This window comes from Micromonospora sp. NPDC003776, assembly GCF_053605645.1.
Map to the genome: position 1 here is coordinate 1 of NZ_JBSGJR010000148.1, position 12645 is coordinate 12645.

General features: G+C 72.6%; 11 protein-coding genes and 1 pseudogene. 3 read left to right on the plus strand and 9 right to left on the minus strand.

The features are described from left to right. Positions 1-1545, minus strand: a 1545-nt coding sequence (locus ACWEVO_RS14795) for a glycoside hydrolase family 38 N-terminal domain-containing protein (RefSeq protein WP_452308065.1), incomplete at its 3' end; no start/stop codon positions are given. Then, a complete protein-coding gene (locus tag ACWEVO_RS14800) occupies positions 1542-2681 on the minus strand; it encodes a Gfo/Idh/MocA family protein (RefSeq protein WP_452308066.1) in 1140 nt (379 codons plus the stop codon). The genes ACWEVO_RS14800 and ACWEVO_RS14795, both read right to left, overlap by 4 nt. Here ACWEVO_RS14800 and ACWEVO_RS14805 point away from each other — a divergent pair. Both ACWEVO_RS14805 and ACWEVO_RS14810 read left to right on the plus strand, forming a co-directional pair. Then, positions 2629-3744, plus strand: a complete 1116-nt coding sequence (locus ACWEVO_RS14805; protein ID WP_452308067.1) for an RNA-guided endonuclease InsQ/TnpB family protein — start codon at positions 2629-2631, stop codon at positions 3742-3744. The two genes, ACWEVO_RS14800 and ACWEVO_RS14805, sit on opposite strands and share 53 nt — an antisense overlap. A 12-nt stretch (positions 3745-3756) precedes the next feature. After that, positions 3757-4044: pseudogene (locus tag ACWEVO_RS14810) on the plus strand (zinc ribbon domain-containing protein); the annotation flags it as partial. A gap of 13 nt (positions 4045-4057) precedes the next feature. Here the strand turns inward: ACWEVO_RS14810 and ACWEVO_RS14815 are convergent. The 7 genes from ACWEVO_RS14815 to ACWEVO_RS14845 all read right to left on the minus strand — a co-directional run bounded on the left by ACWEVO_RS14815 (position 4058) and on the right by ACWEVO_RS14845 (position 11376). Further along, positions 4058-4969 (minus strand): sugar phosphate isomerase/epimerase family protein, encoded by a 912-nt coding sequence (locus ACWEVO_RS14815; protein ID WP_452308068.1) that lies wholly within the window; start codon positions 4967-4969, stop codon positions 4058-4060. Beyond that, positions 4960-6168, minus strand: a complete 1209-nt coding sequence (locus ACWEVO_RS14820; protein WP_452308069.1) for a CehA/McbA family metallohydrolase — start codon at positions 6166-6168, stop codon at positions 4960-4962. Before ACWEVO_RS14820 ends, ACWEVO_RS14815 begins: the two co-directional genes overlap by 10 nt. 2 nt (positions 6169-6170) lie before the next feature. After that, positions 6171-7304: an ABC transporter ATP-binding protein gene (locus tag ACWEVO_RS14825; RefSeq protein WP_452308070.1), complete on the minus strand. Its 1134-nt coding sequence runs from the start codon at positions 7302-7304 to the stop codon at positions 6171-6173. Continuing rightward, positions 7304-8170 carry a carbohydrate ABC transporter permease gene (locus ACWEVO_RS14830; protein ID WP_452308071.1) on the minus strand — a complete coding sequence of 289 codons (867 nt, stop codon included), beginning with the start codon at positions 8168-8170 and terminating at the stop codon, positions 7304-7306. The genes ACWEVO_RS14825 and ACWEVO_RS14830 overlap by 1 nt, the downstream gene beginning before the upstream one ends. After that, entirely contained in the window at positions 8167-9114 is a 948-nt protein-coding gene (locus ACWEVO_RS14835) for a carbohydrate ABC transporter permease (RefSeq protein ID WP_452308072.1), read from the minus strand. The genes ACWEVO_RS14830 and ACWEVO_RS14835 overlap by 4 nt, the downstream gene beginning before the upstream one ends. Further along, positions 9089-10486 (minus strand): extracellular solute-binding protein, encoded by a 1398-nt coding sequence (locus ACWEVO_RS14840; RefSeq protein ID WP_452308073.1) that lies wholly within the window; start codon positions 10484-10486, stop codon positions 9089-9091. The genes ACWEVO_RS14835 and ACWEVO_RS14840 overlap by 26 nt, the downstream gene beginning before the upstream one ends. A 152-nt stretch (positions 10487-10638) precedes the next feature. Further along, positions 10639-11376 carry a GntR family transcriptional regulator gene (locus tag ACWEVO_RS14845; protein WP_452308074.1) on the minus strand — a complete coding sequence of 246 codons (738 nt, stop codon included), beginning with the start codon at positions 11374-11376 and terminating at the stop codon, positions 10639-10641. Positions 11377-11567: 191 nt separating this feature from the next. Here ACWEVO_RS14845 and iolC point away from each other — a divergent pair, with 191 nt between their 5' ends. Continuing rightward, positions 11568-12533, plus strand: a complete 966-nt coding sequence (gene iolC, locus ACWEVO_RS14850) for a 5-dehydro-2-deoxygluconokinase (RefSeq protein ID WP_452308075.1) — start codon at positions 11568-11570, stop codon at positions 12531-12533. Positions 12534-12645: the final 112 nt, after the last annotated feature.

Consider the following 12645-nt stretch of genomic DNA (forward strand, 5'->3'; position numbering starts at 1 on the left):
CCGGACGGGCTGCGCGTCGACGGGGTGGGTCGGCTGGTCGACGGCGGCGACGATGCGGACCCGCCACCGGTCCGGGCCGGCCGCGTCGGCCAGGGCCAGCTTCACGTCCTCGACGTCGAACGTCGGGTCGCCGTGCCGGGCCACCTCGAAGGTGAGGGCGGCGTCGGCGGGCGACACCGACCAGGCGGTGATCTCCTGCCCGTACAGCTCGGTGCCGTGCACCCGGGTCAGGACCGCCGGCAGCTCACCGGCCGGCACCAGGTCGTCGGCGAGCAGCGTGCGGGCCCGGTCGAGCACCTGGGCGGGCACGACCGTGCCGGCGGCGTCGACCAGACCGACCGGGCCCTCGGCCGGGGCCTCGACGTCCAGCCGGACCACGGCCGTGCGCGCCGTCGGGCTGGGGTTGAACAGCAGGTACCCGTCGCGGGGCACCCCGGCGGCCAGCCGCCCGCCGACCAGGTCGCAGACGGCGCGGCCGAGCTGGTCCGCCTCGGCCAGCCGGGCGGCCACCTGCTCGGCGGTCTCGTCGCAGCCGCAACCGGTCACCGAGTCGTGGCAGCTCGCGTCGATCAGCCGGGTCCAGGCCATGTCCAGGAAGCGCTGCGTGGACCGGTCGCCGAAGAGCGCCGCGAGGGGTTCGGCGTACCGTTCCACCCGCCGCTCGGCCCGGCCCATCGCCTGCTTCAGGTGGGCGCGGACGGAGATGACGCCGGGCAGGATGTTCGCCCGGGCGTGCGAGCGCAGCTCACCGGCGACCACGGGCAGGCCGTCCACGGTGGTGGGCTGGGTGGCGAAGTACTCGGCGAGGGTGCCCAGCCGCAGCCGTACCCCGTCGAGCGCGGCGGCGGCCAGCCGGTCCGGGGCGTCCGGGGCGGGCGCGGCGTGGTCCGTGCCGTACATCGCCAGGATCGGGGTGTCCACGCCGTCGGGCCGCCAGCCGGTGAGCCGTTCGGCCAGGTCGGCGGCGCGGCGGGTGACCAGCCGGGGGTCGTCCATCAGCCCGGCGGCGTTGCCGTAGCCGCCGGGCAGGTACTCGGTGCGGATGGTGGTGCTGTCCGGGGAGCGCCAGGCGAAGGTGTGTGAACGCACCCGCGCCGGCACGCCCCGGAACACGCAGGCGTGCGCGAGTCCCGCGCCGGCCAGCAGCTGCGGCATCTGGGCGATGTGGCCGAACATGTCGGGCAGATAGCCGACCGGCATCGCGCCGCCGAGTTCGGTGCTGCGGGCCAGGCCGCGTTCCAGGTTGCGGACGATGTTCTCGCCGGAGCAGAGGAACTCGTCGAGCAGGATCTGCCACGGTCCGATCGCCAGCCGGCCGGCGCGGACCAGCGCCTCGACCTGCTCCCGGCGTTCGGGGCGGACCTCCAGGTAGTCGTCGACGGCGGCGAGCTGCCCGTCGAGGGTGAACCGTTGCCGCTCGTCGGCGGCCATCCGGTCGAACACGTCGTCGAGCAGGGCCACCAGGCGCAGCCGGAACCGCTGGAACGGCTCGTACCACTCCCGGTCCCAGTGGGTGTGCGGCACCACGATGATCTCGGTCGTCACGTCAGCTCGCCCGCCTCTCCGCCGATCGCCGCGCCGGTCAGTTCCCCGTAGCGGCGTACCACCTGTTGGCTGGTGCGTAGGTCGGCGGCGCCCTCGGCGACGCCGGTCAGCGGGCGCGCGCCCGCGGTCACCATCGCGTGGAAGGCGACCAGTTCCTGCTCGAACGCCTCGGTCACCGACCGGAACGTGGCCCGCCGCTCCCCGCCGCCGTGCCGGTCCACCGCGGTCAGCGTGGTGGGCGCGTTGAGCAGGTACGGCGACGGGAAGACCAGTTCCAGCGCGCCCCGGGCGTGGTGCAGGGTGACGGTCTCCCGGTACGCCGGGACGTCGGGCAGGTTGAGCCAGCGGATGCCGTACCGGCCGCCGGCCGGTAGGCGGCCGGCGATCTCCACCGACGGTTCGGTCGGCCCGTCCGGCAGCGGCCAGGTCGCCACGTGGTCCACGGTGGCCGGCGCGCCGGTGAACAGCCGCAGCAGGGACAGGTCGTGGGAGATGCTGTTGATCAGGATCTGGTAGAGGGTGCGGGCGCCCGGGTCGGTGCCCACCGCCGCGTCGAGCAGCCGCGCGTCGGCGTCCCGCAGCCGGGCCACCGCCGGGCCGGGGAGGTCCCGGGGGGCCGGGGGCAGGTTCGCGAAGGCGAGCTGTTGGTCCCCGGCGGCGTGCCGCACGGTCACCTCGACCGCGTGCACCGCCGCCGCGCCGCCGACGGCCTCCAGCAGCCGGGCGGCCTCGGCGACCGCCGGGTCGTACTGCTTCATGTAGCCGACCATCAGTCCGGCGTCGGCCCCGGCGAGCCGGGCGGCCTCGGCGAGGGTGTAGGCGAGGGGCTTCTCGCAGAGCACCGGCAGGCCCCGGCGCAGCGCCGATGCGGCCAGCTCGCCGTGTGAGCCGGAGGTGGCCAGCAGGACGGCGTCACAGCCGCCCGCGTCCACCATGGCCGTCGCGTCGGTGTGCCGGCGGGCCGGTTCGACGCCGTACCGGTCGCCGAGGTCGGCCAGCCGGGCCGGGGACAGGTCGCTGAGTGCGACGACGTCGAACAGGTCGGCGCGGCGTTGCAGCAGCGGCAGGTGCACGGTACGGGCGATGACGCCCAGCCCGGCCACGCCGATCCGGATCCGCTTGCCCGGTTCGGTCATCGACTTCCTCCTGTGGACAATCCCGCCTTCGGACGGGGGAGGCAACGGAACTCCTGTAGAGCAAGGCAGAAAAGCCAGTCGGCTGGGGAGGCGAACGGACGGTTGTCCATACGCGACGCCACGATCTACGAACAATTGTGCTAATGTCTGGCCCTTGTCCAGGACCGTGAAGCGAGCCTTCAAGTTCCGCTTCTACCCAACCGAGGCGCAAGCCGCTGAGCTCGGACGTACCTTCGGTTGCGTGCGAAAGGTGTACAACCTGGCGTTGGCCGCACGTACTGAGGCATGGGTGCTGCGGCAGGAGCGGGTCAGCTACAACACGACCTCGGCGCTGCTGACGGCGTGGAAGAAGACGCAGGAGCTGGCCTACCTCAACGACGTTTCCTCGGTGCCCTTGCAGCAGGCGCTGCGGCACTTGCAGGGAGCGTTCACGAACTTCTTCGCCAAGCGGGCCTGCTATCCCTCCTTCAAGAGTAGGAAGAAGTCCCGCCGGTGCGCGGAGTACACGCGAAGCGCGTTTCGCTACCGGGACGGGAAGCTCACGCTGGCGAAGATGACCGAACCGCTGGACATCGTGTGGTCGCGTCTGCTGCCCAATGCGGCGGCGCCATCGACCGTGACTGTTTCCCAGGACGCGGCTGGCCGCTGGTTCGTGTCCCTTGTGTGCGACGACGTGATCCCCGACGCACCCGCCACCACGGCGGCGGTCGGCATCGACGCAGGGCTTGATAGCCTGCTCACTCTCTCCACAGGGGAAAAGGTCGCGAATCCCCGGCACGAACGTGCCGATCGCGCTCGGCTCGTCCGCGCCCAGCGGGACCTGTCCCGCAAGCAGGAGGGCTCGGCGAATCGGACCAAGGCTAGGCGCAGGGTGGCTCGCATTTACGTCCGCATCGCAGACCGGCGCCGGGATTACCTGCACAAGTTGACCACTCGGCTCGTTCGTGACAACCAAACGATCGTGATCGAGGATCTGACCGTGCGAAACATGGTCAAAAATCACCGGCTGGCTCGCGCCATCTCGGACGCAGCGTGGCGACAGCTCCGCACCATGCTGGAGTAAAAAGCCGACTGGTACGGCCGTGAGCTGGTCACGGTCAACCGCTGGTTCCCGTCCTCCAAAAAGTGCTCGGCCTGCGCGGCGCTGGCCGAGCAGATGCCTCTGGATGTGCGGCCGTGGGCGTGCCGATGTGGTGCTGTCCACGACCGGGATCTCAACGCCGCGCGCAACATACTGGCCGCCGGGCTGGCGGTGTCTGCCTGTGGAGCTGGTGTAAGACCTCAACGGGAGTCCTCCCGGACGGGGCGGCCGGCGGTGAAGCAGGAAGCCTCTGGGGCGACCCAGGGGATCCCCTCCCTCTAGGGAGGAGAGGATGTCAACGCAGCGCCTCCTCGAGCCGGCGCAGGTTGGTGTGCTGGTCGGCGCGGATCCGGTCCAGGTCGCGGCCCTGCGCGGGCGCGTCCTGTTCGATCACCAGCCAGCCGGCGTAGCCGGTCTGGTCCAGCTCGCGCAGCACCGCGGCGAGGTCGACGTCGCCGGTGCCGAGGGGGCAGAACCCGCCGGCCGCGACCATCTCGGTGAGGCCGCCGCCGGCGTCCCGGACCCGCCGGTGCACGTCCAGGTCGGCGCCCTTGAGGTGCACCTGGCCGATCCGCCCGGCCCACTTGCGGGCCGCCGCGACCGGATCGCCGCCGGCCAGGGCCAGGTGGCCGGTGTCCAGGCAGATCTTCACGTCGGTGAGTTCCAGCAGCCGGTCTGCCTCGGCCTCGGTCTCCACCAGGGTGCCCAGGTGGTAGTGGAACACCGGTTCCAGGCCGCGGTCGCGGCAGCGGTCCACGGCCTGCTGCACCCGGTCGGCGAAGTCGGGCCAGGCGCTGGCCGGCAGCCCGGTGGTCAGGTCCGGCGGGGTGCCGGGGCGGGCCATCCGGGCCGGGTCGCCCGGGCAGGCCAGGGTGGGGCGGGGCGCGAAGCGCGGGTCGTCGACGGGGACGGCGGTGAACACGTCCAGCGCCGCGTCGAGTTGGGCGAGGTCGGCGGTGAAGCCGTCCGGGTCGGCGAAGCGCAGGTCGACCCAGCCGCCGGCCAGGCCGATCCCGGTCGCGGCGAGTCGCCGCCGCAGCGTCTCGCCGGTGCCGAGGTAGCCGATGGGGCCGGAGTCCACGCCGGTGTAGCCGTCCGCGGCCAGCGCGGCGAGCAGGTCCTCGGGACCGACGTCGGGGTCGGTGGGCTGGTAGATGCCGTAGTTGACCGGCGCTCCGGCCACTCTGGTGCGTCCGCTCAGCTGCACAGCGCGATCACCTCCATGCGGTGGGACTCCAGGACGTGCAGTCCGTCGCCGGCCGGCAGCCGGCACCGGTCTCCGTGGACGACCCGGTGCCGCCCGTCCGGGTAGCCGAGCAGCGCGCCGTCCGCGCCGAGGGCCAGCAGCTCGTCGCCGAGGCGCAGCAGCAGCGGCGCGTCGGGGGCGGCGGAGATGGCGGTACGGCCGGCGGCCAGCGCGGCGCGGACGGTGGCCTCGTCGGTGGGGTCGCCGTCGGCGAGGACCCAGGTGGTCGGGTCGCCCGGCAGCGCGTCGTTGCCGGGCCGGTGGAAGTCGCTGCCCCCGACCGGTACGACGTCCGGCCGCCAGGCCTGCGCCCAGGCGAGCGGGGCGCCCCAGGTGCGGTCCCACCAGCCGGAGTGCCACACCTCGGCCAGCCGGGTGCGGGTGCTCAGGGGCTGCCGCCAGGCGCAGTCACCGCCGAGCGGGTGGTTGACCGACATCAGACCGCCGGCCGTCTCCGCGGCGGCCAGCCAGTGGTCGGCGGGCTGGCGGAAGTCGATCCAGCCGACCGGCCCGAAGACGTTGGCGTGGCCCCGGTCGGTGGTGACCTCCTGCCCGGGCAGCAGGGTGATGCCGTACCGGCCGGCCGACGCGGGCAGGTGCGGGTGGTGGCTGACCGTGTTGTGGTCGGTGACGGCGAGGAAGTCCAGGCCGCGGGAGACGGCGAGGGCGGCCAGCTCGTCGATGGTGTGGTTGCCGTCGCTGTGCACGGTGTGGGCGTGCAGGTCACCGGCGAGCCACCGCATCCCGTCCACCGCCGGCAGGTCGGCGCGGGGCGGCCGGTCCGGTCGGGGCGGCGTGGGGTCGGCGGCCGGGGGAGCGGGTGGGGTGCTGCTGGTGGTGGCGGTGACCTCGTACGGCAGGCCGTCGGGCGGGATGCGGTGCAGCCGCAGCAGCACCTGCCACTCGCCGGGTTCCAGCTCGCCCGGCAGGTAGCCGGGGGTGGCCCGCTCGGCGGTGATGGTGTAGCCGTCGCGGGCGCCACCGGACCAGCCGCGGAAACCGGCGGGTCCGAGGCAGCCGAGGTCCAGCACTCCGGCCTCGCGCGGGTGGTCGAGTCGCACGGTCAGCGCGGCGGTGCCCGGCGGCACGGTGACCGGCAGGGACCGCATGATGCTCTCCGCGCGGTCCCGCAGCGTCCAGGTGCCCCGGTGGATGACCATGCTCAGGCGTCCGCGGCGACGCCGGTACGGGGTGCCGGCACCGGCGGCGCGGCCGTGCCGGTGACCAGTTCGCCGTCCCGGTAGACCAGGGAGCGGCCGGGGCGGGGGACCACCCAGCCGGTGTCGCCGGGCTGCGGTTCACGTCCCTCCGGCACCACCACCTGCACGCTGGTGCCGTCGTCGTCGCCGGTCAGGTCGAGCGAGACCAGGGAGAAGCTGCCCAGGTTCTCCACCACCACGACCCGGCCGGTGAGCGCGCCGGGCGCGGGTTCGGGGGAGTAGTCGAGGTACTCGGGGCGGACGCCGTAGACCACGTCCTCGGCGTCGGCGAGCCGGCCGCGGACGTCCTCGGGCACCGGCAGGCGTACCCCGGCGACGGCGAGTTCGTCGCCGTGCACCCGGGCCGGGACGAGGTTCATCGGGGTGGAGCCGATGAACCCGGCGACGAAGGTGTTGGCCGGGCGGCGGAACACCTCGGTGGGGGTGCCGACCTGGCGGATCCGGCCGCCCTCCATGACGGCGATCCGGTCGGCGAGGGCCAGCGCCTCGGCCTGGTCGTGGGTGACGAAGACGGTGGTGACGCCCAGTTCGCGTTGCAGCCGCTTGAGGAACGTGCGCGCCTCCAGCCGCAGCCGGGCGTCCAGGTTGGACAGCGGCTCGTCCAGGAGGAACACCTGCGGGTGGCAGGCCATCGCCCGGGCCAGCGCGACGCGCTGCTGCTGGCCGCCGGAGAGCTGCCCGGGCCGGCGCTCCAGCAGGGCGGACAGGCCCAGCTCGTCGGCGGTGGCGGCCGCCTTGTCGTGCCGGGCGCCGCGGCCGACCTTCTTGATCCGCAGCGGGTAGGCGATGTTGTCCCGCACGGTCATGTGCGGGAAGAGCGCGTAGTCCTGGAACACCATGGCCACGTCCCGCTGGCCCGGGGGCAGGTTCGTCACCGCCCGGTCGCCGATGCGGACGCTGCCGGCGGAGGCCAGCTCCAGGCCGGCGATGGTGCGCAGCAGGGTGGTCTTGCCGCAGCCGGACGGGCCGAGCAGGGCGAAGAACTCGCCGTCGGCGATCTCCAGGTCGAGGGCGTCCAGGGCGCGTACCCCGTTGGGGTAGACCTTGGTCAGCTCGCGCAGGGTGATGGCGGACATCAGCGCTTGATCCCTCCGTGGAAGCGGAAGCCGTACCGGCTGGAGACGAAGACGAACATCAGCGCCACCGGCAGCGAGTAGAGCAGCGAGAAGGTGGACAGCAGCCGCAGGTCGGCCTGCCCGCCCTCGGTGTAGAGGGTGTACATGATCACCGCCGCGGGCGCCTTGTCCGGGCCGCGCAGCAGCAGGAACGGCACCAGGAAGTTGCCCCACACGTTGGCCACCGCCCACACCCCGACCGTGGCCAGGCCGGGTCGCACCACCGGCACCACGATGTGCCGCATGATCTGCAGCGGGCTGGCGCCGAACACCCGCGCGGACTCCTCGTAGGAGGTGGGGGTGGCGTCCATGAAGTCCTTGAGGATGAAGATGGCCGCCGGGAGCAGGCCGCCGGTGAGGACCAGGATCACCCCGAGCCGGGAGTCGATCAGGTTGAGCCGGAACGCCAGCTCGAACAGGGGCACCATGGTGGCGGTGCCGGTGACGATCGAGGAGAGCAGCAGCAGGCCGTAGAGCAGCGCGTCGCGGCCCGGCACTCGGACCCGGCTGAGCGCGTACGCGGCCAGCGCGGCGAACACCACCACCAGCAGCGCGGTGCCGCCGGCCAGCCAGACGGAGTTGACCAGGGAGGTCAGCGCGTACGGGTTGTCCAGCAGGGTGCGGAAGTTGGCCAGGGTGAAACTCGGCAGCGAGACGCCGATGGTCGGGGTGTCGTCGAACGGGGCGGTGGCCAGCCACAGCAGCGGCAGGGCGAAGAAGGCGAGCACCAAGCAGAGGAAGACGTACCGGCCGATGCGGGCCAGCACGTGCCGGGTCGCCGCCCGGGCCGCCTGGCCGGTCCCGGCCCGGTCCGTCACCGTGGTCATGCCCGCTCCTTCCGCCGGCCCAGCATCCGCAGGTAGATCAGCGCGATGACCAGGTTGATCAGCAGCATGATGAACGAGATGGCCGCGCCGAAGCCGAGTTCGCCGCCGGAGAGCGCCACCTTGTAGACGTAGACCGCGAGGATCTCCGAGCGCTGCTCGGGGCCGCCCGCGGTGATCAGGAACGGGGTGAAGTCGTTGAACGTCCAGAGGCTGATCAGCAGCAGGTTGGTCAGCACGTGGCCGCGGATGCGCGGGAACACCACGTCGCGCAGCTGCTGCCAGGTGGAGGCGCCGGCCAGCCGGGCGGTCTCCAGGTGGGAGCGGGGCACGTTCTCCAGCGCGGCGGCGTAGAGCATCATCGAGAACGCGGTGCCCCGCCAGGTGTTGAAGATGATGATCGACAGCATCGGGTGGTCGAGCAGCCAGGCGGTGCCGGGCGTGTGCAGCAGCGCGTTGAGCGTGCCGGCGTCCCGGTCCAGCAGGGCGATCCACAGGAAGGCGACCACCGAGCTGGGCAGGATCCAGGACAGCAGCACGAACGCCTCGACCACCCGGCGCAGCGGCCCGCGCCGGTCGCGCAGCGCGAACGCGATGGCGAAGCCCAGGCCGGCCTGCCCGATCACCGCCGAGCCGAGCACGAACTGCAGGGTCAGCAGCAGCGAGCTGCGGAACCGCTCGTCGCCCAGCGCGCTGGTGTAGTTGTCCAGCCCGACGACCTCGGGATGGGCCGCGGCCAGGCCGGTGAGCCGGTAGTTGGTGACGCCGAGGTAGATCGTCCAGGCCGCCGGCAGCACCAGGAAGAGCAGGATCAGCACCATGCTCGGGACGAGGAACCCGGCGGCCCGGGCCCGGCCCAGCCCGGCCGCGTCGGGGGCCGGGGAGGCGCCCGTTTCCGGGCGCGCTCCCGCGACCGTCTCGTCAGGACGAGACGTTACCTGGACCACCGACGATCCCTTCGACCTTCTTCTGGTACGCCGAGGCCGCCTCGTCGGCGCTCTTGCCCGATGCGGCGGCCGCGGTCGCCTCCTGCAGCGCCACCGAGACCTGCGGGTAGACCGCCAGCGGCGGCCGGTACGCGGTCAGGGGCAGCACCTTGGTCGCGACGAAGTTGAGCATCGGGTCCCCGGCGAGCACCTCGTTGTTGACGTCGGTGCGGGAGGTGATCCGGGCATCGCCGGCGAGCTGGGCCTTGGTGGCCTCCGCCGAGTGCATGAAGGCCAGCAGCTCGAACGCCTGCGACGGGTACTTCGAGTTCGGGTTCAGCACGTCGACGCCGCCGCCGGACATGCTGACGAAGTCCTGGCCCCGGATGCCGGCGCCGGGCTGCTTGGCCGGGATCATCGCGTACCCGACGGTGCTGTCCCGGTCGGCCATCTTGGCCGTGCCGTCCTTCGGGTTGATGACGCTGCGCCAGAAGTAGTCACCCTCGGCCAGGATGCCGATCTTGCCGGCGGCGAACTCCTCGAAGGACTTGTCCCGGCCCTTGGCCTCCTGCTGCAGCTTCGGGTCGCCGAGGCCGCCGCCGTAGACCTTGGTGTAGAAGTCGAGCACGTCCTTGACCGGCTGGTTGGCGCCGGCCCACTTGCCGTCCTTCCAGATCTCCCCGCCCGCGCCGGCCAGCAGCGGCAGCGCGCCCTGCATGGTGGTCGCCTCGCCCATCGCCGTACCGGCGTTGATCTGGATCGGGGTGACCCCGGGCAGCGCCTTGAGCTTCGTGCCGGCGTCGAGGATCTCCTGCCAGCTCTTCGGCTGCCAGTCGGCCGGCAGGCCGGCCTGAGCGAACAGCTTCTTGTTGTAGTAGAGCACCCGGCCGTCGGTGCCCTGCGGGATGCCGTACTTCTTGTCCTCGAACGTGCCCAGGCCCTGCACGCTCTTGGGAATCTGGGACCAGCCGTCCCACTTGTCGGCCTGGTCACCGGCCACCTCGGACAGCGGCTTGAGGTAGCCGGCCTGGACGAACTCGCCGACCCAGATGCCGTCGATCGACATCACGTCGGCGCCGCCCTTGGACCGCAGGTCCAGGGCCAGTTTGGTCTTGTACTGCTCGTCGTCGACGCCACTGGGCACGAACGACACCTTGGCGGTGACGCCCTTGGCCTTCTGGGCCTCGACGAACTTGGGGATGACCCAGTTCTGGATCCACTCGGCGCCGGTGGAGTTCTTACCCCCGGCGATGGCGTTGGAGGCGATGGTGAGGGTGATGTTCTTGGCGTCCTTGCCGGCGGGACCGTCCGAGCCACCGCAGGCGGTGGCGGTGAGGGTGACGGCGGTGAGCGCGGCGAGCACGCCTGTGACGCGTCTCGGCGTGACTGACATGGGCTGTTCCCTTCGCAAGAGGTGACTTTCGAAGAGACTCGCGGGTCGCCGGCCGGCCGCAGGTCGATGCCGGCGGTGCTTGTCGGCCACAATGTCATGACAGCCTGACGACGTAAATACCTGTCACCGAAATCGGTGCGAAACATTCACCGTCACCGCTCGGCGACGGTCACCTCCAGGGCGTACCGGGACGCGCGGTAGATGTGCTCACCGTGTTCGACGTGCCGGCCCTCGTCGTCGTACGCCGTGCGGGCCATGGTCAGCAGCGGGGCGTTGCGCCGCTCGCCGAGCATCTGCGCCTCCGCCGCCGTGGCCGCCCGCGCGCCGATCCGCTGGTGGGCGCTGCGCACCCGGACGCCGGCCGCGCGCAGGATGGCGTAGAGGCCCCGGGCCTGCAACGCCTCCAGGGAGAGCCGGACCGGGGCCGGCGGCAGCCAGTTCTGCATCACCGCCAGGGGCTCGCCGTCGGCGAACCGCAGCCGGCGCAGGTGCTGCACCGGGCTGCCGGCGGCCACGCCCAGCGCGGCGGCCACCTTCGCCGGGCACTCCACCGTGGCCAGCTCCAGCACCGAGGTGGACGGTTGCCGGCCGGCCCGGGCCAGGTCGTCGTGCAGGCTGGTCAGCTCCACCCCGCGCCGCACCTCACCGCGCACGACCTGGGTGCCCACGCCCCGCCGGCGCACGATCAACCCCTTGTCGACCAGATGCTGGATGGCCTGCCGGACGGTGGGGCGGGACAGCCCCAGCCGGTCGGCGAGCTGCAACTCGCTGTCCAACCGGTCGCCGGGCACCAGGTCACCGCGCTGGATCGCCGCCGCGAACTGCTCGGCGACCTGGAAGTAGAGCGGGACCGGGCTGCTGCGGTCGACGACGATCTCGGGGCCGGTCACGGGGGACCTCCTCGTCACGGACGCCGGGGTCGGCGCACGGGGGTGGGCGTCACTGTACCGAAGTGGTCACCCAGCAGAGTCCTGCGGATGTCAGGACAACACATTGACACCACTCGCGGCCACTGTTACCAATCAATGACCAGGTTCGAGCCGGCGGGCACGCCGTCGCCGGCCCGGCGGAAGGACGCCGCATGCTCGACGTGCTCACCATCGGCCGGGTCGGGGTGGACATCTACCCGCTCCAGATCGCCACGCCGCTGGCCGAGGTCGAGACGTTCGGCAAGTTCCTCGGCGGCAGCGCCACCAACGTCGCCGTCGCCGCCGCCCGCTACGGGCTGCGGGCCGGGGTGATCACCCGCACCGGCGCCGACGCGTTCGGCGAGTACGTGCACCGGGCGCTGCGCGACTTCGGCGTCGACGACAGTCAGGTCCGCCCCGTCCCCGGGCTGCCCACCCCGGTGACCTTCTGCGAGATCTTCCCCCCGGACCACTTCCCGATCTGGTTCTACCGCACGCCCACCGCGCCCGACCTGCAGATCCATCCCGACGAGCTGGACCTCGACGCGGTCACCACCGCGCGGATCCTCTGGCTCACCGGCACCGGCCTGTGCCAGCGCCCCAGCCGCGACGCGCACACCACCGCGCTGGCCGCCCGCGCCGGCGCCCCGCACACCATCCTGGACCTGGACTACCGGCCGATGTTCTGGCCCGACCCGGCCACCGCCACGGCGGCGTACGCGCAGGCGCTGCCGCACGTCACCGTCGCCGTCGGCAACCTGGACGAGGTCGAGGTGGCCGTCGGCAGCCGGGACCCCGAGCGCGCCGCCCGGCTGCTGCTCGACCGCGGGCCGCGGCTGGCCGTGGTCAAGCTCGGGCCCGACGGGGTGCTGGCCAGCACCGGCGACGAGACCGTCCGGGTGCCGCCGGTGCCGGTGGAGGTGGTCAACGGCCTCGGCGCCGGGGACGCCTTCGGCGGGGCGCTCTGCCTGGGCCTGCTGCGGGGCTGGCCGCTGGAACGGACCCTGCGGTTCGCCAACGCCGCCGGGGCCCTCGTCGCCTCGCGGCTGGCCTGCTCGTCCGCCATGCCCGACGAAGCCGAGACCGAGGCCCTGGCCGCCCGCGCCCGGTCGGCCCCCGCGACGGAAGGATCCCGGTGAGCACCGAGTACGAGGCACTGACCCTCACCCGCGCGCACCGGCCGCAGGCGATCGCTGTCCGAGACGGCCTTGGCGACGTCCATGGTCACCGTGCCGGTCTTCGGGTTCGGCA

Bases quoted from the DNA above. Each gene is read 5' to 3' on its own strand.
- ACWEVO_RS14825 (WP_452308070.1), bottom strand. From the start codon at position 7,304: ATGTCCGCCATCACCCTGCGCGAGCTGACCAAGGTCTACCCCAACGGG.
- iolC (WP_452308075.1), top strand. From the start codon at position 11,568: ATGCTCGACGTGCTCACCATCGGCCGGGTCGGGGTGGACATCTACCCG.
- ACWEVO_RS14805 (WP_452308067.1), top strand. From the start codon at position 2,629: ATGACGCCCAGCCCGGCCACGCCGATCCGGATCCGCTTGCCCGGTTCG.
- ACWEVO_RS14820 (WP_452308069.1), bottom strand. From the start codon at position 6,168: ATGGTCATCCACCGGGGCACCTGGACGCTGCGGGACCGCGCGGAGAGC.
- ACWEVO_RS14830 (WP_452308071.1), bottom strand. From the start codon at position 8,170: ATGACCACGGTGACGGACCGGGCCGGGACCGGCCAGGCGGCCCGGGCG.
- ACWEVO_RS14800 (WP_452308066.1), bottom strand. From the start codon at position 2,681: ATGACCGAACCGGGCAAGCGGATCCGGATCGGCGTGGCCGGGCTGGGC.
- ACWEVO_RS14840 (WP_452308073.1), bottom strand. From the start codon at position 10,486: ATGTCAGTCACGCCGAGACGCGTCACAGGCGTGCTCGCCGCGCTCACC.